At 62.6% G+C, this 20,898-nt stretch carries 18 protein-coding genes and 1 pseudogene; 6 read left to right on the top strand and 13 right to left on the bottom strand.

Features of this window, described 5'->3' with window-relative positions; all coding sequences use genetic code 11:
- Positions 1–77 precede the first annotated feature (77 nt).
- Both WC026_RS02120 and pdxH read right to left on the bottom strand, forming a co-directional pair.
- Positions 78–953: pseudogene (locus WC026_RS02120) on the bottom strand (DUF1499 domain-containing protein); the annotation flags it as partial.
- 51 nt (positions 954–1,004) lie between these two features.
- Positions 1,005–1,655 carry a pyridoxamine 5'-phosphate oxidase gene (gene pdxH / locus WC026_RS02125; RefSeq protein WP_372709153.1) on the bottom strand — a complete coding sequence of 217 codons (651 nt, stop codon included), beginning with the start codon at positions 1,653–1,655 and terminating at the stop codon, positions 1,005–1,007.
- Between the two features lie 154 nt (positions 1,656–1,809).
- Between pdxH and WC026_RS02130 the strand changes: the two genes are divergently transcribed.
- The gene (locus tag WC026_RS02130; protein ID WP_372709154.1) at positions 1,810–2,250 is read left to right on the top strand and encodes a hypothetical protein; all 441 of its coding nucleotides are present in this window, start codon (positions 1,810–1,812) and stop codon (positions 2,248–2,250) included.
- 127 nt (positions 2,251–2,377) lie between these two features.
- Here WC026_RS02130 and WC026_RS02135 read toward each other — a convergent pair whose 3' ends face one another.
- Positions 2,378–2,512: a hypothetical protein gene (locus WC026_RS02135; RefSeq protein WP_372709155.1), complete on the bottom strand. Its 135-nt coding sequence runs from the start codon at positions 2,510–2,512 to the stop codon at positions 2,378–2,380.
- A 242-nt stretch (positions 2,513–2,754) separates the two neighbouring features.
- On the opposite strand from WC026_RS02135, the gene WC026_RS02140 reads away from it, so the two are divergent.
- The 3 genes from WC026_RS02140 to lexA all read left to right on the top strand — a co-directional run bounded on the left by WC026_RS02140 (position 2,755) and on the right by lexA (position 4,257).
- Positions 2,755–3,030, top strand: coding sequence for a SinR (locus WC026_RS02140; RefSeq protein ID WP_372709156.1), 276 nt, complete (start codon positions 2,755–2,757; stop codon positions 3,028–3,030).
- Between the two features lie 85 nt (positions 3,031–3,115).
- Positions 3,116–3,310 (top strand): hypothetical protein, encoded by a 195-nt coding sequence (locus tag WC026_RS02145; protein WP_372709157.1) that lies wholly within the window; start codon positions 3,116–3,118, stop codon positions 3,308–3,310.
- A gap of 224 nt (positions 3,311–3,534) precedes the next feature.
- Positions 3,535–4,257 carry a transcriptional repressor LexA gene (gene lexA, locus WC026_RS02150; RefSeq protein ID WP_372709158.1) on the top strand — a complete coding sequence of 241 codons (723 nt, stop codon included), beginning with the start codon at positions 3,535–3,537 and terminating at the stop codon, positions 4,255–4,257.
- Here lexA and WC026_RS02155 read toward each other — a convergent pair.
- Complete coding sequence (locus WC026_RS02155; protein WP_372709159.1) at positions 4,251–6,605, bottom strand: ComEC/Rec2 family competence protein; 2,355 nt, start codon at positions 6,603–6,605, stop codon at positions 4,251–4,253. The genes lexA and WC026_RS02155 overlap by 7 nt on opposite strands.
- Before the next feature lie 123 nt (positions 6,606–6,728).
- Between WC026_RS02155 and gltX the strand changes: the two genes are divergently transcribed.
- Together gltX and gltA are read left to right on the top strand one after the other, a co-directional pair.
- Complete coding sequence (gene gltX / locus WC026_RS02160; protein WP_372709160.1) at positions 6,729–8,273, top strand: glutamate--tRNA ligase; 1,545 nt, start codon at positions 6,729–6,731, stop codon at positions 8,271–8,273.
- Between the two features lie 198 nt (positions 8,274–8,471).
- Entirely contained in the window at positions 8,472–9,797 is a 1,326-nt protein-coding gene (gene gltA / locus WC026_RS02165) for a citrate synthase (RefSeq protein ID WP_372709161.1), read from the top strand.
- Here gltA and lpxB read toward each other — a convergent pair.
- The 9 genes from lpxB to WC026_RS02210 form a co-directional block, all read right to left on the bottom strand.
- A complete protein-coding gene (gene lpxB / locus WC026_RS02170; RefSeq protein WP_372709162.1) occupies positions 9,755–10,987 on the bottom strand; it encodes a lipid-A-disaccharide synthase in 1,233 nt (410 codons plus the stop codon). The genes gltA and lpxB overlap by 43 nt on opposite strands.
- Entirely contained in the window at positions 10,980–12,257 is a 1,278-nt protein-coding gene (locus WC026_RS02175; protein WP_372709163.1) for an LpxI family protein, read from the bottom strand. The genes lpxB and WC026_RS02175 overlap by 8 nt, the downstream gene beginning before the upstream one ends.
- A gap of 9 nt (positions 12,258–12,266) precedes the next feature.
- Entirely contained in the window at positions 12,267–13,073 is an 807-nt protein-coding gene (gene lpxA, locus WC026_RS02180) for an acyl-ACP--UDP-N-acetylglucosamine O-acyltransferase (RefSeq protein ID WP_372709164.1), read from the bottom strand.
- Complete coding sequence (fabZ, locus tag WC026_RS02185; RefSeq protein WP_372709217.1) at positions 13,066–13,569, bottom strand: 3-hydroxyacyl-ACP dehydratase FabZ; 504 nt, start codon at positions 13,567–13,569, stop codon at positions 13,066–13,068. Before fabZ ends, lpxA begins: the two co-directional genes overlap by 8 nt.
- 45 nt (positions 13,570–13,614) lie before the next feature.
- The gene (lpxD, locus tag WC026_RS02190) at positions 13,615–14,676 is read right to left on the bottom strand and encodes a UDP-3-O-(3-hydroxymyristoyl)glucosamine N-acyltransferase (RefSeq protein WP_372709165.1); all 1,062 of its coding nucleotides are present in this window, start codon (positions 14,674–14,676) and stop codon (positions 13,615–13,617) included.
- A gap of 187 nt (positions 14,677–14,863) precedes the next feature.
- The gene (bamA, locus tag WC026_RS02195; RefSeq protein ID WP_372709166.1) at positions 14,864–17,272 is read right to left on the bottom strand and encodes an outer membrane protein assembly factor BamA; all 2,409 of its coding nucleotides are present in this window, start codon (positions 17,270–17,272) and stop codon (positions 14,864–14,866) included.
- Positions 17,273–17,550: 278 nt separating this feature from the next.
- A complete protein-coding gene (rseP, locus tag WC026_RS02200) occupies positions 17,551–18,699 on the bottom strand; it encodes an RIP metalloprotease RseP (protein WP_372709167.1) in 1,149 nt (382 codons plus the stop codon).
- A gap of 69 nt (positions 18,700–18,768) precedes the next feature.
- Complete coding sequence (locus tag WC026_RS02205) at positions 18,769–19,962, bottom strand: 1-deoxy-D-xylulose-5-phosphate reductoisomerase (RefSeq protein ID WP_372709218.1); 1,194 nt, start codon at positions 19,960–19,962, stop codon at positions 18,769–18,771.
- A 56-nt stretch (positions 19,963–20,018) separates the two neighbouring features.
- Positions 20,019–20,894: a phosphatidate cytidylyltransferase gene (locus WC026_RS02210; protein ID WP_372709168.1), complete on the bottom strand. Its 876-nt coding sequence runs from the start codon at positions 20,892–20,894 to the stop codon at positions 20,019–20,021.
- Between the last annotated feature and the right edge of the window lie 4 nt (positions 20,895–20,898).

The following is a 20,898-nucleotide window of genomic DNA, read 5'->3' on the forward strand; positions in this document are numbered from 1 at the left end:
CTATCTTTCCTGGCGGCCTGCTGGCTATCAACATTCGGAACCGAAGCTTCGAAGCGGGCCGCGACCTCTTTCAAAATCACCCGCACACGCTCGGCATTGCGTCCGAAGTCCGCCTGACCGTAGCGTGACGCGGAGCGGACATCGACGCGCGCCGACTGGTCCTCGGCGAGCACGCGGATAACGACGTCATCGACAAGCCCGAGGACGAGCGAGTGATCGGAAAGCTCGATGAACCCCGGAGAGCTCTCGTCATTTTCCGGCGGCAGTTCGAGCGTGGTCTTGTATTTGAGCTTTGCAAGCGCCTGCAGCACAAGCTCGTAGGCGTCGTCGGCCGTTCGCGGCAAGACGAGGCTTTTGAGATCGGGATAGCTCGCTCGCTGTATGGTCGCGAAGCGTTCTCCCGGATACTCGACGGAGTTCGCGTCCGGGGCGCGCTCGTCCTTGGCTTCCGTGAAGTCCGGCGGCTCGACGAGATCCGTCGACACGTCGTCGATCCGCGGCCATCCAAGGCTCAAAACCCAGGTTCCCGCAGGTATCGCGAGCAGCGTCAGCGCCACCACCGAGCCGCATAGAACGCGCGCCGCGCCCTGACGCCCCGTAAACCAGATGTCGAGACCGGCGACGGTGGCCATGACAAGTGCCAATATCGCGCCCGCGATGACGGTGACCGCGATGGTCGCCGCAACGGATGTCGGCAGCATGTGCAGGCGGTGCAGAACGGCCGTCACCAGCGCCGCAATGGCGGCGAAGACCGCGAGCCGGCTCGTCCACTTCGCGAGAAACGACGGCGGCTGTCCGCCGGCATAGTAGATGCGCGAGGAACGCCGACGATCCCGCAGCCGCTTGGCCGCGCGCTGGACCCCTATGCCGTCATTTGTCGCCATGCCCGGCGTCATCTCGCTTGCCGTTTCCGAAATTCCCCGACCGGTCTTTGCGCCATAACTGGGCGCCATAACTGGCGCCTTTTTAAGATATCCGAATTTGGCGGCGCCGAGCTGCCTTACTTAAGGATAGAGGCGTGTCTTGTGCCAGGAATCGTGCGGCGCGTCGCGGCGAAAAACGATCCTGTCGTGCAGGCGGAACGGCCGGGCCGCCCAGAACTCGATCTCTGTCGGGACGACGCGAAAGCCGGACCAATAGGACGGTCGCGGGATGGCGCCGTCGGCAAACTTTTTCTCGTAATGCTGGATCTTGGCCTCGAACACGTCGCGCGAGGAGAGCGGCCGCGACTGCTGCGACGCCCAGGCGCCGATGCGGCTCTGGGCCGGCCGCGAGGCGTAATAGGCGTCCGCCTCGTCATGCGATGCGAGCGAGACGGTGCCGCGGATGCGCACCTGGCGTTCGAGCGACTTCCAGTAAAATAGCAATCCAACCTTGGGATTGGCGAGCAGCTCCTGCCCCTTCGCGCTTTCGAAATTCGTGTAGAAAACGAAGCCGCGCTCCGGGCTCGAAGCGTCGTCCACACCCTTCAGCAGAAGCGTGCGCACATTCGGCAATCCGGATGGATCGACGGTCGCGACAGACATGGCATTGGGATCGCTGATCTCGGATTTCTCGGCCTCCGACATCCAGGCGTGAAAAAGCGCGAACGGCTCATCCGCCGCGCTGAAATCCGGTGTGCCGCCGCTGGCGGGAATGTTCGTCGCTTCACTCATGTTGCATGCTCAAGGGTTGTTTTTCCGTGCGGTCCTGGATTGGCATGAGTCGAGGAGAGCCGTCCCTTCAGGACCCTTTAACCATAGACGGGCAAAATTGCCTTATCGCCTTGTATGGCGGTTCGAATGTTTTCGTCGCGTAGAAAGTAGCGTCATGTCGGACAATGCGTCTCTTTTCCCCTTTGCCGCAGTCGGCCTGACGGCCTTCGCGCTCATTACAACACTTTTCTTCGTTCCCGAATTCGCGCATGCGCGCGACGGCGCCGCAGCCGCTGACTGTCTCTGCCTCAAAGGCACCGACAGCGATCTGAAGCCAGTCGCCATCGAACCACCGAGCCTCAATGAAGGCGACGAGATCGCGGCGCTCGAAAGCGTGCAATTGGCGCTGACCGAGATCGCAGATGGTTCAAGCTACATCTGGCACCGCAATCACGGCCGCCTGTCCGGCATCGTCAGACCGGTCTCGTCATTCAAGGCTGCCAATGGTTCGGTCTGTCGCTACGCCGTCGTTGTGCTGAGCAGCCTCGACGTCACCAAGCGCACAGAGATCGTCGCTTGCCGACTGCCGACGGGCGTCTGGCAACTTGAAAGTTGATTGCCTGACCGTTCATTTTCCGATCCCCTCAAAACGAAAAAAGGCGACCCTCGCGGCCGCCTTTTTTCACGAGGATGCGGTCTGACGCGGGCCGCGAAAATAACTGAGCGTCGCCGCCGTTCAGCACTCATCGCCGGCTGCCGGAATAATGGCTGCCCGGCATGAGGTGGTAGCGGCCGTTTCCGACGACGGCATTGGCGATCACCGTGCCGATGACGGTCACGATGACCCCGATCACAATTTGTGAAAATACGCCTCGCATGAGTCGATGACTATCCCGCGTGAACGGCAGAAATGCGGAGCTCCCTCGGCGTAAGAACCTCCGGAAAAGCTCGATCCGTCGATTTTCCACACCGCTGAGGCCTCGCAAGCGCCCGTAAGTCTCTCGGTTCTTGACCTGCGCGCGAAATCCAACGGATTAAGTGGTGCTTTGCCCTGCGTCGAAACGTTGGTTTCGGCCCGCCCGCAGCGCCAAGACGTTATTTTATCGATGTTGGAGATCTGATGGCCCATTACGCGATCAGCTTTGAAATCCGCGATTCGCGCCACAGCCCGCATATCCGGGCGAAACTCGAGGGAATGGGCGCGGCCCGGCTGCTGGACGCCTTGTGGGTCCTGACCTCGCCGAAGTCGGCGCCGCAAATCCGCGATGAATTGCAAAAGATGATCGACCTCGACGATTCTCTCGCCGTGATCGAACTGAAATCTGGTTCTTATTGGTCGTGCCTCAGGGCGAAGCACGCCGGCGTCATGTGGCTGAAGCGATGCATCGCATATTGAGCGCGTTTTGGTGCGAGCGAGCCTGACGAACTGTTCGCCTGTTTCAGGCGTTAGACGCACAACGAGCTTTAGGATCACGCGTGACATGGACGATATCGAGAAGCAGGCGCGGCATTACCTCAAGGCGCTTTATGGAGTAGGCGAGTCGTCCGGCGAGGTTCTTCCCGCGCAGAATCTTCCCGCGATTCTCGCATTCGCGCGGCAAGAGGGCTGGATCGTCGAAAGTCCCGAAGGCGGCCACGGTCTGACGCCGCTCGGCGTCAAGGAAATCAGCAAGTAAGACGCATTCGCCGGATGGCCGGAGGCATGTCTCGGGGTAGTGCTTGCGGAACGAGACGAGAACGTGTAGCGTACATACACGATTTGTACTTGGCAGGCAGCCTTGGACGGTTCCGCAAAGTCATGCCGATTGGCAGCGTTCGCGCCACGCATGCTTTCGCCAAACGACTGCCAGCCAAATGACTGCCAGCCGAACGACAGCCAAGGGGGCGCGAGACAAAAGCAATGCTGACGGAAAAACAAAAAGACCTGCTGCTCTTCATTCACGGGCGCATGCAGGAGCGCGGCGTGCCGCCGTCCTTCGATGAAATGAAGGATGCCCTCGATCTCCGTTCCAAATCCGGCATTCACCGGCTGATCACCGCTCTGGTCGAGCGCGGCTTCATTCGCCGTCTGCCGCACCGCGCGCGAGCGATCGAGGTGATCAAGCTTCCGGAAAACCAGGGCGTCGGCGCCTCGGCCGCAGCAGCCGCCGCACCCCAGCGCGGATTCCAGCCGAGCATCATCGCGGGAACCGGCCCTAAGCCGAACGTCACGCCACCGCCTTCGCACGTCATCGATGCCCGTACCGTTTCCGTGCCTGTTATGGGCCGCATCGCCGCCGGCACGCCGATCAGCGCCATTCAGAATCACACACATGACATCGCCGTCTCCCCCGACATCCTGACGAACGGCGAACACTTCGCCCTTGAAGTCAAAGGCGATTCGATGATCGAGGCCGGCATTCACGACGGCGACACGGTCATCATACGCCGCTGCAATACGGCGGAGAACGGCGACATCATCGTGGCCCTCGTCGAAGGCGAGGAAGCGACGTTGAAGCGACTCCGCAAAAAGGGCTCGACGATCGCGCTCGAGGCCGCCAATCCCGAATTCAAAACGCGTATCTTCGGGCCCGACCAGATCGATATCCAGGGCCGTCTCGTCGGATTGCTGCGGCGCTACTGAGGGTCCGGACGGTCCGGCCCCTCGTCCATCTCGACCAACTCTCCGGGGTCGTCGTCGAGCAATGCCCTACGCTCCGGCGGTTCGGATCTGGCGCTTTGCATCGGCTGATCGCCAGCCTTAGCGGCGGACGTTCCCGGCGCATTGAGAATGCGTGGCTTCGGTAGTGCCGCCGATGAGTCTGCTGTGCCTCCGGCTGCCGCGTTCGATGTCTTGCGCTGCGGAAGAAGGCTCCACGGCCTTTCGCCGCGATGCGCAGCAACCGTCTCGAAGCGAACACGCGGCTCGGGGCTGCTCTCGTCCCGGCTGAGATACAGCGCATAAGCGCCGTTGCGCCAGCGATCGAAGACGTCGATCACGGTGCTGGGGACCGCACAGTCCGATGGCTTCGGCTCGTCCAGGATCAGGATATCGGCGTTGAGGCAGTCGTCCGCCACGGCCGCCGGATGGCGCGCGACGGCGACGGTGGCGCCCTTGACGTGCGCGATGCATCCGACCGCATCGCAACTGAACGCACCGCCCGCCTGCGCATCCCGCGCCGTCCGCCCATCGCCGTCATACTCGAGCCAGCGCTCCAGATCGTACTTCGCGCCATGCGCGGGGAGAGAGGAAAATTTGCCAGACGCATCCCTGACCGCGACCAGGCTGCCCTTCTGCGCGACAAGCACGTCCGGCCTCGGCATCCAGGGCGTCGCGACGAGACCGAGAAGGACAAGAGCGGCACCCACGAGCCGGATGCGAGTCCGCCAGAGCACCAGCCACATCCCTCCGGCGAGCATCAGCGCGAATGCGATCGTCGGAATTTCAGGTAAATGACCGACGGCACCGGGCAGCGCGCCGACAATGTTCGCGCACCATGCCATGCCTTCGATGCCCCAGCCCATCGGCTTCAGCGCGATCCACTCGAGCCCGAGCGGCATCAGGATCATGGCTCCGAGCGCCGCCGGCATCACGACGATATTGCAGATCGGAATGGCGATCATGTTCGCCAGCACCGCATACTGCTGGCTCTGGTGGAAGTTGTAGGCGGCGAACGGCGCGACGGCGACGCTGGCGATCAGCGTCGAGGCGATGATCTCGCCAAAGAACTTTGCGACGCGGGTAAGTGGATGCGGCTGCTGGTTCGTCCCGAGAACGCGAACCAGCAGCTCGTGCGCCGCGATCAGCGCCGTCACGGCCGCAAACGACATCTGAAATCCCGCATCGAGCAAGCTTTCAGGAAAGATCGCCAGGATCAGAAATGCGGCGAGCGCGACGTTTCTGAGAGCCAGCGCCGGCCGATCGATGAGAACCGCGCCGAAGATGATGACGATCATCAGCGCCGAACGGACCGTCGCAAACGCGCCGCCGGAAATTGCGAGATAGCCGAGCGCGCCGAGGATTCCGATCGCGGCGGCGATTTTTTTGATCGGCAGCCTGAGCGCAAAAAATGGAACGGCAGCAAGGAGCAATCGCGCCGAATAAAAGACAGCGCCCGCCATGATGACCATGTGCAGGCCCGAGATCGACAAGATGTGAAAGAGGCCAGAATTCTTGAATGCGTTGTTCGTCGCGGCGCTGATGCCGCCGCGTTCGCCCGTAATCAATGCCAACGCGATCTCGCCCGTTTCATCGGGCAGCACGGCGCGAATGCGCGATGCGATCAGTTGGCGGAACGCTTCGATGCCGCGCCGGTATCGGGCCGTGAGCGTGCCGCCATCGACATGCTCCTCGATCGCGGGCGGCGCAAAGGCATAGCCGACCGCGCCGACCTGATCGAACCAGGCGGTGCGCGCATAATCGAAACCTCCCGGCAACGCAGGCTTCGCGGGCGGCGACAAGTTCGCTTTCAAGCGCACGCGGTCGCCGGGCTTAGCCCTTGACTGCGACGACATCGTCCGAACACGGACGACCGCCGGTGTCGCTTCGGGCGCGAGCCCCGCAATCGTCGGAGACGCGATGGTCAACCGCTGGCCGCGCGGATACTTAACCTCGACGAGCGTCACGGTTCCGGTGATCTCGGCATTGCGCAGTGTCTTCGCCAGCACCGGCGCGCGAACCGTTTCGACGCGCAGCTTCGCGTCGGCAAATCCGAGACCCGCAAGCAACAAACCGGCGAGTACGGCCGACGGTAGCGAACCGCGTGTCGACGCCATCCGCAAAATGAGCGCGAGAGCCAGCGGAACGAATGCCACGATGAGCCGCGGCTCGATGGGCAATGCGAAATAAGCGGCGATGCCTATGCCAAAGCAGACCGGCGACCAGAGAAAGAACTGCTCCCGTTCCCTTTCGAGCGCGAGCGCAAGGCTACGCGTCCCGTGCGAGGGCGCGGCAATCAGCGCAGCATCGAGGTCGCCCGCGTTGACGGACATGTCTGGGACCGAATCCGGGACCGAATGCGAATGGTGGGAGGTTCCCCGCCCCCTTAACTTGTCGAGGTCGCCATGCTACGAGCGGAGCTTCATTCCCTCAAGGCCGATAAGCGAAAAGGTCCAATGACTGAGACCGCGACTTCCAGTGCGCCCGTCGTTCGATTTGCGCCCTCCCCAACCGGATATCTGCACATCGGCGGGGCGCGCACGGCGCTGTTCAACTGGCTTTATGCACGAGGACGGAACGGCAAATTCCTCCTGCGCATCGAGGACACGGACCGCGAACGCAACAACGAGCAGGCCGTCACCGCCATTCTCGACGGCTTAGCATGGCTGGGGCTCACGTGGGACGGAGAAGCCGTCTCGCAGTTCGCACGCGCCGACCGGCACCGCGACGTCGCCGCAGAACTCTTGAAGCGCGGTGCCGCCTATCACTGCTACGCCTCGCCCGCCGAGATCGACGCCGCGCGCGAGAAAGCCAAAGCCGAGGGCCGCCCGCTGATCTTTCTGTCGCCGTGGCGCGACCACGATCCCAAGGACGCGCCGAAGGATGTGAAGCCGGTCGTGCGTCTCAAGGCTCCGCGCGATGGCGAAACCATCGTCGAGGATCACGTCCAGGGCCATGTCGTATTTCCGAACAAGGATCTCGACGATCTCATCATCGTGCGCTCGGATGGAAACCCGACCTACAATCTCGCCGTCGTCGTCGACGATCATGACATGGGCATCACGCATGTCGTGCGCGGCGCCGACCACCTGACCAATGCGGCGCGCCAAACGCAGATTTATCAAGGCATGGGCTGGGCCGTTCCGGAGTTCGCGCACGTGCCGCTGATCCACGGAGCGGACGGCGCGAAGCTTTCGAAGCGCCATGGCGCGCAGGGCGTCGAGGAATTCCGCGCGATGGGTTATCTGCCCGAAGCGTTGCGCAATTATCTCGTGCGACTCGGATGGAGCCACGGCGACGACGAGATCATGCCGACGGACGATCTCATCCGCTGGTTCGACATCGATGGGATCAACAAGGCACCGGCGCGACTCGACTTCAAGAAGCTCGACGACCTCAACGGACATTACATTCGCGCCGCATCCGACAACGATCTGGCTCGCCAGGTTCGCGAAATGCTGCCGCATCTCGATTTCAAATCGCTGAGTGAAATCGCGATCGATCCCAAGGCGCCGCCACGCTCCGACATCGCGCTGGCGCGTGAAGTGCTGCGCCAGCTTCCAGCCGTTGTGAGCGGCACGGATCTTGCGCATTTATTCGCAGCGAAAGGATGGGATATCTTCCTTCGCGCCATACCGGCATTGAAGGAGCGCTCGAAAACGCTGACCGAGCTTGTTGCCGGCGCGCTGTTCATCGTCGCCGAGCGCCCGATCAGGTTTGAGGATAAGGCGGCGAAACTGCTGAACACGGACGGTCGCGCCTCGAACGCGGTGGTTCTAAAAATTCTTGCCGCCATTCCGGAAAACGAATGGAAGGCTCCGGCTTTGGAAGCCGCGATTAAAGCGCACGCAGAAGCAACGGGCGCGAAGCTCGGCAGCATCGCGCAACCTTTGCGCGCGGCGCTCACCGGGCGCGCTGTTTCTCCGCCCGTCTTCGATGTTCTGGAACTTCTTGGCCGTGACGAGGTTCTTGCCCGGATTTCCGACGCGGCAGATGTATGACTAATGCACAATGCTGTTGCTGAATGAGGTCGGTTGCCGCACCGCAAAAAGACCGCTAAACCCTTCGCAGTGCAATCGCTTTTTCGGCGACGGAAGCTGGAGCTTCCAGCCGTTCACTGCGAGCCGTTGCGGACGAAGAAATCGGTATAAGCTTTCTCGGCTGTGGCGGCCATTGATCCTCGGGCGAGGTGGCAAACCATGAACATCCATGACAGCAACGCGGCAAAGGGCGGTGAAGGCCCCGGCAAGCCGAACGCGACCCTGACGGTCGACAACAAGCAGGTCGAACTCGCCGTTCGCACCGGCTCGATCGGGCCGGACGTTGTCGACGTCGGCAATCTTTTCAAGCAGACCGGTTGCTTCACATACGATCCAGGCTTCACGTCGACCGCGAATTGCAAGAGCTCCATCACCTATATCGATGGCGACAAGGGAGAGCTGCTTTATCGCGGCTACCCGATCGACCAGCTCGCCGAGAACACGAACTTCCTCGCGGTGTGCTACCTCCTGCTCTACGGAGAGCTGCCGAACAACGCGGAGTTCATCAACTTCCGCCGCACCATCACCAGCCACACGATGGTGCACGAGCAGATGACCCGCTTTTTCACGGGCTACCGGCGCGACTCGCATCCGATGTCCGTCATGGTCGGCACCGTCGGGGCGCTGTCGTCGTTTTATCACGACTCAACCGACATCTCCGACCCCGTGCAGCGCGAGATCGCCAGCCATCGCATGATTGCGAAGATGCCGACGATCGCGGCGATGACCTACAAATACGCGATGGGTCAGCCCTTCATCTATCCGCGCAACGATCTCGACTACACGTCGAACTTCCTGCAGATGTGCTTCGCGGTGCCGTGCGAGCCGTATGTCGTCAACCCGATCATCTCGCGCGCGCTCGACCGCATTTTCATTCTGCACGCCGACCACGAGCAGAACGCGTCGACCTCGACGGTGCGTCTTGCGGGCTCGTCAGGCGCCAATCCGTTCGCGTGTATTGCGTCCGGCATCGCGTGTCTCTGGGGACCGGCCCACGGCGGCGCCAATGAAGCCGCGCTCAACATGCTGAAAGAGATCGGCTCCGTCGATCGCATTCCGGAGTTCGTCAAGAAGGCGAAAGACAAGAATTCCGGTTTCCGGCTGATGGGCTTCGGGCATCGCGTCTACAAGAACTACGATCCGCGTGCCAAGGTGATGCAGAAGACCTGCCACGAGGTGCTCGACGCCCTCGGCCATGGCAACGATCCGCTTTTGAAGATCGCTCTCGAGCTCGAACGCATCGCGCTTCAGGACGAGTATTTCATCGAGAAGAAGCTTTACCCCAATATCGATTTCTATTCGGGCATCACGCTGCGCGCGATGGGCTTCCCGGTCGAACTGTTCACGGTGTTGTTCGCGGTCGCGCGCACCGTCGGCTGGATCGCGCAGTGGAAAGAGATGATCGAGGATCCGGAGCAGCGCATCGGACGTCCGCGCCAGCTCTACATCGGACCGCCGCGCCGCGAATTCCCCGCTCCCGCCTGAGCGGAGATCACCGAAAGAACAGTATCCGCTGCGGCCATGCTGGGGCTGGATGAAGCAAGACGAAGCTTCTCCGGCGTCCCGGCAAGGACCTGAATCTGCGCTCGGCGTTCGGCCGTGTCGTCGAGCAAGGGCAGGATGGCGTCAGCCAACGCTTCGGGCGTGCACGCTTCCTGCAGATATTCCGGATAGACATTCTTGCCGAGGACGAGGTTCGCCAGCACGACGCTCGGCACCTTGAGCAGGAAGCGGAGATTGGCCATCAGTTTGTCGACGCGGTAGGCGACGACGCTCGGCGTCTGAGCCAGCGCCAGTTCCAGCGTAACCGTGCCCGAGGCCGCGAGCGCCGCGCGCGCGAGCCGCATCGCCGCGTATTTTTCGTCCGTTGCAGCATCGACGACATGGGGCTGCGGCGTCCACGTTGCGGTCTTCGTCACGATGAGGTCGCGCACATGACGGACTGCAGGAATGACGACCTCGACCGGGCGTTGCTTCGAAACGCGCGCCACGGCTTCGCCGAAGACATCGATCAGCCGCGTGACCTCGGATGTGCGGCTACCGGGCAGCACGAGCAGCACGGGTTTTTCCGAAGCGAGGCCGAGCCGCCTTGAAAGCGCTGCTCCGTCGGTGCTTTCGATCTCGTCGAGCTTCTCGATCAGCGGATGGCCGACATAGGTGCAGGCCGGGCCGCCGAGCCGCGCGTGTGCGTCGGGTTCAAACGGCAGCAGCGCCAGGATGTGATCGACGTAGCGGCGCATACGCTTGGCGCGTCCCGGACGCCACGCCCACACGCTCGGGCTGACGTAATCGATGATCGGAATATTTGGCGCGCGCTTGCGAATGCGTTTCGCGATCGGATGCGTGAATTCGGGACTATCGATGATGACCACGGCATCCGGCTTGAATGCTAGCGCCGCGTCAACGGTCTGATAGACGCGCCGCATGATGCGCGGCAAGCGCGGCAGGATCGACATCGGCCCCATCACGGCGACGTCCTCGATTGGGAACAGCGACGCGAAGGCTTGATGCGCCATCTCCTCGCCGCCGACACCGGCGAGGGTCAGCGTGCCGTCGTAGCGCTGTCGGAGCGCCGCGATTAGCTTGCCGCCCAGCGCATCGCCCGAATGCTCACCCGCGACCAGGAAAAGCCGCAGCTCTTTATCGTTACGCATGACTTTTGGAGCATCAGCCATGCGAAGGTTCTCCTGCCTCGCCGATGAACAGGCCAAGGCTATCCGCCAGCCGCACGATCGAACCATCGATGGCGGTGCTCATCGCGTCTCTCAATTTCGCCACACCTGCAAACTTGTGCGTCTCGGCCGTGCGTAGCAGCGCTTCGTCGAGCGTCTGTGACGGCGCGATGACGATGACGCCTCGGCGGCGGTCGCCCTTGCGAAGGCTCGCGGCTCGCTCGACGACTTTGAGCGGCGTTTCAGATGTGCCAACGGCAAGGACACGTCCGCGATCGATGACGGCGGCTGTGCCGGTTTCGAACCTGGAGCACGCCGCGAGGATTCCGGCTGCGCGGCGAATGTCGGCCATCGCGCGTGCCTCGATCGCCACGGAACCGAGCCAGCCGAGCGCGCCGACCTCTGCGTCTTTGGACTGTGCGCGATCATCCGAAGCTTGCGGAATTCCGGCGACGAACACGCCACACGCCTCGGCCAACGCGATCATCCGCTCCCGCTCGGCCGCGAGCACATGCCCGGCCATCACGGCGACGCCAGCGAGGCCAGTTGCCGCGATATTGTCGATCGTGTTCGGCCCGATCGCCGGCAGATCAACGCGAAGATCCTGCCCGGGCTTTGGACGCTTCACGAGAACGCCGCCACGCTCATGCGCACCGGCCGCACGGCGAACCTCGGCAACGCGCGTCAGCATGCGGTCCGTTCCTTCCGCGCCTTCGATGGCTTCGACGCGACCGTTAGCGATCACCGCCGCCTGTCCGATGTCGTAACGTCCGAGCGCCGCGATCAGCGCAAATCCCATTTCGGCGTCGGCTGTATTTTGGGCGGACAGCGATGGCCCCGTCAGCACGCCGTCGCGAACGGTCAAATCGCTCGCGACATCGCGAACGCCGACGATGTTGAGGCCGCGCCGTTCGAACATGGCAACGAGCCCGCGCAGAAGAGCATCGTCGCCGCCCGCTTTCAGAAAGCGTAGCACCGAGGGTAGAACCTGGAAGAATGCAAGGTCGGGACGCGCGGTGCGGAAATCCGGTCGCTGGAAGCCGCCGAGCATGACGACGTCGCGAACGCCCGCAGCCTTGAGCGCCGCCGTCGCGCGGCCGGGTTGCGCCCAGTTGACGACCGTATGCGGAAACATCGCCAGCGAGGCATCGGCCGCGCCGCTGACCATCACGACGTGAACGCTACCGCCGCGCTGGAGGATACTTTCCGCGACCTCGCGCGGCAGCGATCCGGAACCCGCGATAATCCCGATGCGATCCGCCGGCCCCGTCATGGCCGGACCTCAGCTTTCCGCGCCGTTCTTCGGCGTGCACAGCGAGCGTTTGCCGCCCTCGCGGATGAAGGCGAGAATTTCCTCGACGGACGCATGGCCGGCGAACTCCTCGGCGACATCCTCCATGCGCTCGCTCAGCGTGCCTTCCGCAGCAAAGAGCAGTCGGTAGGCGCGGCGCAAGTCGTGAATGTCGGAGCGCGAAAATCCGCGACGCTGCAGACCGACGATATTCAGCCCTGAAAGATAAGCGCGATTGCCGAGCGCCATGCCGTAGGGAATGAGATCGTTCTCAAGACCCGACATGCCGCCGACGAAAGCGTGGTGTCCGACGCGCGCGAACTGGATGACGGCCGCGCCGCCGCCAATGATCGCATAGTCGCCGACCGTGCAATGGCCCGCCAGCATGACGTTGTTGGAAAAGATGACGCCGTTGCCGACGCGGCAATCGTGGCCGACGTGGCTATTCGCCAGGAACGCGCAGCTATCGCCGACCGTCGTCACCGAGCCGCCGCCTTCGGTGCCGGGGTTCATCGTGACGCCTTCGCGGATCAGGCAATCGGCGCCGACGGAGAGCGAGCACGGCTCCCCCTTGTATTTCAGATCCTGCGGCTGATGGCCGATCGAGGCGAATGGAAAAATCCGCGTGCGCGCGCCGATGTCCGTCATCCCCGCGACGACGACGTGGCTCACAAGCTCGACGCCTTCGCCGAGGCTCGCATGTGCGCCGACGATGCAGAAGGGTCCGACCTTGACGCCGGGGCCAAGCCGCGCGCCGTCCTCGACGATGGCGGTCGGGTGAACGTCAGCTTCAGCCATTTTTGCTCGCAAAGGCGCGAGCATCGGCGCTGTCGGCGAGCATGGCGCTGATCTCGGCTTCCGCCACGACCTGCCCGTTCACCTTCGCTTCGCCACGGAAGCGCCAGACGCGCCCGCGATTGCGCACCTTCTTGACGTGATAGTGGATCTGGTCGCCCGGCAGCACGGGCTTCCTGAACTTGGCATTGTCGATGCCCATGAAGTAGACCAGCTCGGCGTGGTAGTCTTCGCCGACGTTGGAGACGCAGAGCGCGCCCGCCGTCTGTGCCAGACCTTCGATGATTAGCACGCCCGGCATGACGGGAAACTGCGGGAAATGACCTTGAAAGAACGGCTCATTGATCGTGACGTTCTTGACGCCGACGCAGCTCTCGTCCCGGTCCATGTCGTACATGCGGTCGACCAGCAAAAACGGATAGCGGTGCGGCAGCAGTTTCATCACGGTTGCGATATCCGCAGTGCCGAGCTTTTTGCCAGCCGTTTTCGTATCGTCCATAATCTTCAACTCCAGATCATCGGCGGAGCGCGAACGCGACATCGCTCAATCTTCACTTGAGCCCTTCGGCCCGTCGTCATAGTTGTTCTTGTCGCGCGCGACGAGACGCTTAATGAGCGCCTGCTCCCGCGCGCTTTCGCGCAAAGGCTTGGCCGGGGTACCGAAATATTTGGCACCGGGCGGAACGTCATGGGCCGGGTGGGACGAACCGCCGATCTGCGCGCCTGTGCCGATCTTGATGTGTCCGACCGTCCCGGATTGGCCGCCCATGACGACATAGTCGCCAAGCTCCGTCGAACCCGAGATGCCGCACATCGCCACGATCACACAGTGGCGGCCGACGATGACGTTGTGCCCGATCTGCACGAGATTATCAATTTTGGTGCCTTCGCCGATCATGGTGTCCTTCAGCGCACCGCGATCTATTGTTGTATTGGCGCCGATCTCGACATCGTCCTGGATGATGACGCGGCCGATCTGCGGCACCTTGAGGTGGCCTCCCGGACCCATAGCAAATCCGAAGCCGTCCTGGCCGATCCGGACGCCGGAATGGATAATCACGCGATCACCGACAAGGGCATGGGTGACGGTCGCGAGCGCCCCGATGTAGCAATTCCGGCCGATGGTCACGCGGGCTCCGACAACGGCTCCAGCGGCAATCCGCGTCCCTGCCCCGATCTGCACCTCACGGCCGATGACGGCTCCCGGCTCGATCACCACGCCGTCCTCGAGGCGTGCAGTCGGGTCCACGGGCTGAGCGCCGGGCGTCGCCACCATCGGCTGCATCGCGGAGGGGTAAAACAGCGCCAGGGCCCGCGCGAAGCCGTGGTAGGGCTGGCGGGTGACGACGCCGACTGTGCCCGCTGGAATACGGCCCGCGAGCGGCGGCGCGACGAGGCAGGCGCCGGCTGCCGTCAGGTCGAGCTGGCCCAGATATTTCTTGTTATCGATAAACGAAATGTGGGCGCGGGTGGCTTCCGCGAGCGGCCGCACGTCCTCGATCGGCATCGCCGGATCGGCGCTGTCCGGCAGCTCGGCGCCCGCAGCTTGCGCGACCTCGAATAGAGTATAAGGCCCGGCCCGCTCGAAAAACCCGGGATGCTCCATCTTGCCGCCTCCGGCCCGCCGATGCTTCGGCACTGTGTGGTTGAATCAGGGTTGGGTGATTAAGGCGGTTGAATGAACGACGCCGGGGGCGTTGGCAAGCCCCCGGCGTGTCCAAATCAATCGCGCGACGCCTATGCTTAGGACCAACGCAGCAATTCCGGGCGATTTGCCGCCGCCCGGACGCTTGCTAGAAGCGGCTCGACGCGCCGAAGCGGAAGAACTGCGTCTCGTCGTACTTCTCTTTCGTCAGGACTTTCGCGAAGTCCATGCGAATCGGACCGACCGGCGAGTTCCACATCAAGCTGGCGCCGACCGATGAGCGGATGGCGCTGCTGTCGGCGAGGTCGCAAGGCTTGCCGTTTTCCATGCAGCCCGGAGCATTGAGCGCCTTTTCGACGCCGCCTGTCGCGCCAAACAATGAACCAGCATCTGCGAAGACCGCGCCGCTGAGGCCCAGATCTTCCGGAACGTAGGGCAGCGGGAAGCGAATTTCGGCCGTCGTCGCCCAGTAGGTCTGGCCGCCGAGCGCATCTTTATTCGACGAACTCAAGTCGCGCGGACCGTAACCGGCGCGATCGAAGCCGCGAACCGTTTCTCCGCCCTTGAAGAACGAGTCGAGCAAACGGACGTCCTCGCCACCCCAGCCTTGGATCGTACCGCCGATGGCGCGACCAACGAACGTGATCTTTTCCGTAATCGGATAGTAAGCGCGCGCTTCAGCGTTGACGCGCCAGTACTGAGCATCGCCGCCGAGACCGGCGAAGTCGGTGCCAGCCTGCAGGAAGTAGCCGCTGGTCGGGTTCTGGGCGTTGTTGCGCTTGTCGTAGGTGAGCGTCGTGCCGACGAGCGATGTCCAATAGCCCGCATTTCGGCAGTTCGGACGAGTATCGTCCAATAGATTTGAGGCTCCGCAAGCTTCCTTGATCGCGACGGACGCATTCGAAGCAACGTTAAAGATCTCGTCACGCGACAGGCCGTAGCTCGTCTGCATCCACAGGTTCTCGGCAATCGGGAAGCCAAGACGAACCTGACCGCCTGCCTTGCGCTGATCGAAGCCCGACGAGTCCTGATAATCGAGCTGTTTGTAGAAGAGGTCGAAACCGGCCGACAGGTTGCGGTCGAGGAAGCGCGGTTCCGTGAACGACAGGTCGACCTGCATACGTTCGAAGGAGCCTGCAAGACCCAAGCGCAGATACTGGCCGTTGCCGAACAGGTTGCGTTCCGTGATCGACACGTCGCCGATGACACCTTCGTTGGTCGAGTAACCGGCACCGAACGAAAGTTCACCCGTCGACTGTTCCTGAACCATGACGTCGAGCACGACGCGATCCGGCGCGGAGCCCGGACGACGCTTGATGTCGACGTCCTTGAAGATGCCCAGGGCCTTCAGGCGCTTTTTGGCGCGATCGACCATCAGCGAGTTGAAGGCGTCGCCTTCCGCCAAGCGGAATTCGCGACGGATCACGAAGTCCTTGGTGCGCGTGTTGCCGATGACGTTGATACGCTCGATATAAATGCGCGGACCTTCGTCGATGATGTAGGAGATCGAGATCGTGTGATTGGCGACATCGGGCGTGGCGCGCGGACGGACGCGAGCAAATGCGTATCCGGCGTCGGCGACGGCGAGCGTCAGCTTTTCACTCGTCTTGTCGATTTCGGAAGCGTCGTAGACCTCACCCGAATTCGTCAGAAGCTGGCTGCGATAATCGTCAGCCCGCACGTCGGGAAGCGAGCTTTCGATGCCAATGGCGCCGAAATTATAGAGCGGGCCTTCGTCAACGGCGAAGGTGATGAGGAAGCCGGAACCGTCCGGATCGATTTCGGCGTTCGCGGCCGTGACCGAGGCATCCGCGTAGCCGTTCTTGAGGTAATACTGGCGGATCAGTTCCCGGTCGAGGTTCATGCGGTCGGGATCGTAGATCGACGTTCCCTTGAGGAAGTCGAACCAGCCGACCTGCGTCGTCGAGATGACATCGCGCAGCTGGCTGTCGCTGAATGCGTGGTTGCCGACGAAGTTGATGCCTTTGACTTTCGTCGCCGAGCCTTCGGTGATCTCGAACACGAGGTTCACGCGGCTTTCTTCGAGCTGAATGAGTTTCGGCTCGACGCTCGCGGCAAAGAGACCCTGGCGGCGGTAGACGTCGAGGATGCGCTGCACATCGGCCTGAGCCTTGGCGCGCGTGAAGACGGAACGTGCCTTGAGCTGCACTTCGCCCGACAGCGTCGCGGTGTCGACTTCGCTGTTCCCCTCGAAGGCAACCTGATTGATGATCGGGTTTTCCTTGACCGAGACGACGATCGTCGAGCCCTTGGGCTGAATCGAAACGTCAGCGAACAGACCGGTCGCGAACAACGCCTTGATCGACGCGTCGACCTTGGCGGCGCTGTAGCCGTCACCCACGTTGAACTGCAGGTAGGAGCGCACGGTTTCGGGCTCGACGCGTCGGCTGCCGACGACCTCGATATTGCGAATGACGCCCTGAGCAAACGCTGCACCCGACCCCCAGGTGGCGTCTCCCATCGCGATCACCGGCGAGACAAATGCAAGCGCCAACAAGAGGCGCAAGCCCGCCATAATGACCTGAATTCTCTGCATACGCGGATTAGCCCCCGTGTGCCGCCGACCCCCAGATTCACATGCGCGCTGTCGGCGGCAGCGTCACACTCATGCGTCGTCTAGAATGTTTTTTTCTTATTTTTTGACGTGTTCTTATTGCCTGATTCTCGGTCGTTTATCCGCAGCAAGTGTCGACCCTCTTTTCGGACCCCCCGATTCGAAGTCGTAACCTCCTGCGCACCATACCGCTTTTAACGATTCAGAAGGGACCCGCAAAGTTGTAAGTTTACGTCACTCCCCCATGATTCTGCTTAGGCTTAGCCGGTCCCCGTGATGCGCCTCCAAACGTTCATAATGTCGTTGAAATTCACGAAAACGACCAACATCATCAGCACCGCCAGGCCGACCTGGAATCCCATCTGCTGCATGCGTTCGCTCGCCGGTTTCCGGCGCACCGCCTCGTAGGCGTAGAACAAAAGATGGCCGCCATCGAGGACGGGAATCGGAAGCAGGTTCAGGAATCCGATGTTCGCTGAGATGAACGCGATCCAGCGCAGCATGGGCTCCCAGCCGAGTTCGGCGACTTTCGCCGTTACCTCGGCCATCATGATCGGGCCGCCCATCTGCTCGGCGGACTGCCGGCGCGTGATGATATCCCAGAGGCCGGCGACGGTCTGGGTGATATTGCTGTAGGTTTCACCCACGCCGAGCAGAACCGCCTTCGGCAGGCTGACGTCGACGGTGCGAACCTTATCGACCGAGAGCGTGCGCTGGATGCCGATCAGTCCGCGGCGGAAGGTGCGGCCAAATGCGTCACGCTGCTCATCCACATTCGGCGTCGCGTTGAGCGTCAGTTTTTCGCCGTTGCGCTCGACCGTGAAGGCCAGCGGCTCGCCCGCGCTCGAGCCGACGATGCGCTGCAAATCCTCAAATTTTTCGATCCTGGTGTCGTTGATCGCGACGACCTGGTCGCCCGGCTGGAAACCGGCCTGAGCGGCCGGTGAATTGGGCACCACCCCGTCGACAAGCGCGGGCAGGATGCGAATGCCGACTGTCACATTCAGCGCCGCGTAGAGCACCGACGCCAGAATGAAATTCGCGATCGGACCGGCGGCAACGACGGCGGCGCGCGCCGAAACGGACTTGGAATGAAACGCACCCGCGCGCTCGGAGGCGGTCAGCCCCTTGGTCGCGACGGAGCCCTGCGAGGACGCGTTATCGTCGTCGATGAACTTGACGTAGCCGCCCAGCGGTATCCACGCGAACCGCCAGCGCGTCCCGTGCTTGTCGTAAAAGCCATAGATTTCAGGCCCAAAGCCGATCGAGAAGGCTTTGACGGTCACGCCGCACCAGCGTGCCACGAGGAAATGGCCAAGCTCGTGAATGAACACGACCAGCGTCAGCACGAGCAGGAACATGATGCCGTACTGCCAGATCCATGTGGCCAGAGTCGCCAGGAAGTCCATTGAATAGCAATCCTTTAGGGTTGCAGCACGGCCCGTATAGCGGCGCGCAGTAAGCCGAAGCTCAGGTGTTTAATAGCGATTGAGTGCGTCTTCTGCCAGTCGACGCGCACACTCATCGATGGAAAGGATGTCGTCGAGACAGTGCGCCGTCGCGATGGCACCCTGCCGCTCGGCGGTATCGAGCGTCTCTTCAACCAGACGGGCGATCTCCAAAAATTTGATCCTGCGGTTCAAGAATGCCTGAACGCCGATTTCGTTCGCGGCGTTGAGAACGGCGGGCGCCGTATCGCCTCGCCGCAATGCCTGGCGCGCGACCCGGAGCGCCGGAAAACGCGTTTCGTCGGGCGCTTCGAACGTCAGGGTTTGAAGTTTCGCGAGGTCGAGCCGCTCGGTCGGCGCCGCCATGCGTCCAGGCCAGGCGAGCGCTACCGCGATCGGCGTGCGCATATCGGGAGCCGCCAGCTGCGCCAGCACGGACCCGTCGACATAGCTGACGAGGCAATGGATGACCGACTGCGGATGCACAACGCAGTCGAGGGCGTCGACCGAAACCGGAAAGAGATGGAAGGCCTCGATCAACTCGAGCCCCTTGTTCATGAGGGTCGCGCTGTCGATCGTGATCTTGGCACCCATCGACCAGTTCGGATGCTTCAGGGCTTGTTCGGGCGTCGCTTGTTCCAGCGCCTCGAGAGTCCAAGTGCGGAAGGGACCGCCCGAGGCCGTCAGAACGATTTTCTCGATCGATCCCGGCTCGGCGCCGGTCAACGCCTGAAACGCGGCTGAATGCTCGCTGTCGACAGGGAGAAGCTCGGCACCGCTGCGCTTGATCTCGGCAGTGAAGACATGCCCGGCGGAGACGAGGCATTCCTTGTTGGCGAGCGCCACGCGCTTGCCGCACGAAGCAGCTGCAAAGGTCGGACGAAGCCCTGCCGCACCGACGATGGCCGCCATCACGCAATCGGCGGGCATCAACGCGGCTTCGACGAGCGCATCACTTCCGCCTGCGGTTTGAATGCCGGTGCCCGCCAGTTCGTCGCGAAGCTGGGGGAGACATTTTTCGTCGCCGATGACCGCGAGCTTGGCGCGATGCTGGCGCGCCAGTGCCGCGAGCGCCTGGGCATTCGACTGCGCCGTCAACGCAACGACTTCGAACCGTTCAGGAGTCCGGCCGACGAGATCGAGCGTACTCGTGCCGACCGATCCGGTCGCGCCGAGAACGGTCAAGCGGCAGGGGCGCGCCGTCCCAGTCCAGTCGAATTCCATCGGCGACGCCGGTTTCAGATTTCTGTTCGGAACACTTGCCGTCACTGCCATGTGCATCACGATCCATAAAGAAGCGCCCGCGCGGGCGCGTAGGCATCGATCGCGAATGCGACGATGGCAGCAATGACGCTGGCAGTGACGATGCCGTCCATCCGATCCATGACACCGCCATGGCCGGGGATCAGGTTGCTGCTATCTTTCAGGCCAAAATGGCGCTTCAACGCCGATTCCGCCAAATCGCCGCCCTGGGCGACTAGCCCCAAAACGAGCCCGAGGCCGGCGAGCCACGACGCCGAGCCCGTGCCTGAAAGCCATGCGAACAATCCGCCCGCGATCGATGCCGCAAGCACCCCGCCAATGAGTCCCGACCAGGTTTTGTTGGGCGACACGGCGGGCCATAATTTCGGACCGCCGATGGTCCGGCCGCTCGCGTAGGCGCCGATATCCGTCACGATGACGGCCAGGAGTACGAATAGCGTCGCGAGAAATCCGAGCGGCTCGTCGCCTCTGATCCACCCGAGCGCGACGACGGGAAGCCCGGCGTAGAGAACACCCGCGCCCGAGAGCTGCGCGTTGCCGACGCCGAACGTCAACGCCGCCACTGCGATCGCGCCGATGACCGTCGAGGCGATGGCGAGGCCGGCCATGTCGGTTGCGCTCAACAGGGCGGCGAGAAGCACGGCAAGGATATGAACGATCATCGCCGGATCGCTCAGCGCCGCTCCACGGACCATCCTGCCCCACTCCCAGCTCATCGCGGCCGCGATGACGAGCATCAGGATCGTGAATAGCGCCGGGCTCCAATACGTCATCGCGAGTGCGACGGCGCCGATCGCGACACCGGATATAATGCGTTTCGAAAGCTCGGGTGGCAGAGAGCCAACTCTGTCGAGAAGCGCGCGCCAGAACTCTTCAGGCTTACCGGCGGCCATCGTG

Source organism: Hyphomicrobium sp., assembly GCF_041674905.1.
In the GTDB taxonomy this organism is placed as follows: Bacteria; Pseudomonadota; Alphaproteobacteria; order Rhizobiales; family Hyphomicrobiaceae; genus Hyphomicrobium_B.

What these genes read in the sequence shown, in the direction of transcription:
- bamA (WP_372709166.1), bottom strand. Translation starts at nt 17,272, where the DNA reads ATGCAGAGAATTCAGGTCATTATGGCGGGCTTGCGCCTCTTGTTGGCG.
- gltA (WP_372709161.1), top strand. Translation starts at nt 8,472, where the DNA reads ATGAACATCCATGACAGCAACGCGGCAAAGGGCGGTGAAGGCCCCGGC.
- WC026_RS02135 (WP_372709155.1), bottom strand. Translation starts at nt 2,512, where the DNA reads ATGCGAGGCGTATTTTCACAAATTGTGATCGGGGTCATCGTGACCGTC.
- WC026_RS02155 (WP_372709159.1), bottom strand. Translation starts at nt 6,605, where the DNA reads ATGTCCGTCAACGCGGGCGACCTCGATGCTGCGCTGATTGCCGCGCCC.
- fabZ (WP_372709217.1), bottom strand. Translation starts at nt 13,569, where the DNA reads ATGGACGATACGAAAACGGCTGGCAAAAAGCTCGGCACTGCGGATATC.
- WC026_RS02140 (WP_372709156.1), top strand. Translation starts at nt 2,755, where the DNA reads ATGGCCCATTACGCGATCAGCTTTGAAATCCGCGATTCGCGCCACAGC.
- pdxH (WP_372709153.1), bottom strand. Translation starts at nt 1,655, where the DNA reads ATGAGTGAAGCGACGAACATTCCCGCCAGCGGCGGCACACCGGATTTC.
- WC026_RS02130 (WP_372709154.1), top strand. Translation starts at nt 1,810, where the DNA reads ATGTCGGACAATGCGTCTCTTTTCCCCTTTGCCGCAGTCGGCCTGACG.
- lpxB (WP_372709162.1), bottom strand. Translation starts at nt 10,987, where the DNA reads ATGGCTGATGCTCCAAAAGTCATGCGTAACGATAAAGAGCTGCGGCTT.
- gltX (WP_372709160.1), top strand. Translation starts at nt 6,729, where the DNA reads ATGACTGAGACCGCGACTTCCAGTGCGCCCGTCGTTCGATTTGCGCCC.
- WC026_RS02145 (WP_372709157.1), top strand. Translation starts at nt 3,116, where the DNA reads ATGGACGATATCGAGAAGCAGGCGCGGCATTACCTCAAGGCGCTTTAT.
- WC026_RS02210 (WP_372709168.1), bottom strand. Translation starts at nt 20,894, where the DNA reads ATGGCCGCCGGTAAGCCTGAAGAGTTCTGGCGCGCGCTTCTCGACAGA.
- lpxD (WP_372709165.1), bottom strand. Translation starts at nt 14,676, where the DNA reads ATGGAGCATCCCGGGTTTTTCGAGCGGGCCGGGCCTTATACTCTATTC.
- WC026_RS02205 (WP_372709218.1), bottom strand. Translation starts at nt 19,962, where the DNA reads ATGGAATTCGACTGGACTGGGACGGCGCGCCCCTGCCGCTTGACCGTT.
- lpxA (WP_372709164.1), bottom strand. Translation starts at nt 13,073, where the DNA reads ATGGCTGAAGCTGACGTTCACCCGACCGCCATCGTCGAGGACGGCGCG.
- rseP (WP_372709167.1), bottom strand. Translation starts at nt 18,699, where the DNA reads ATGGACTTCCTGGCGACTCTGGCCACATGGATCTGGCAGTACGGCATC.
- lexA (WP_372709158.1), top strand. Translation starts at nt 3,535, where the DNA reads ATGCTGACGGAAAAACAAAAAGACCTGCTGCTCTTCATTCACGGGCGC.
- WC026_RS02175 (WP_372709163.1), bottom strand. Translation starts at nt 12,257, where the DNA reads ATGACGGGGCCGGCGGATCGCATCGGGATTATCGCGGGTTCCGGATCG.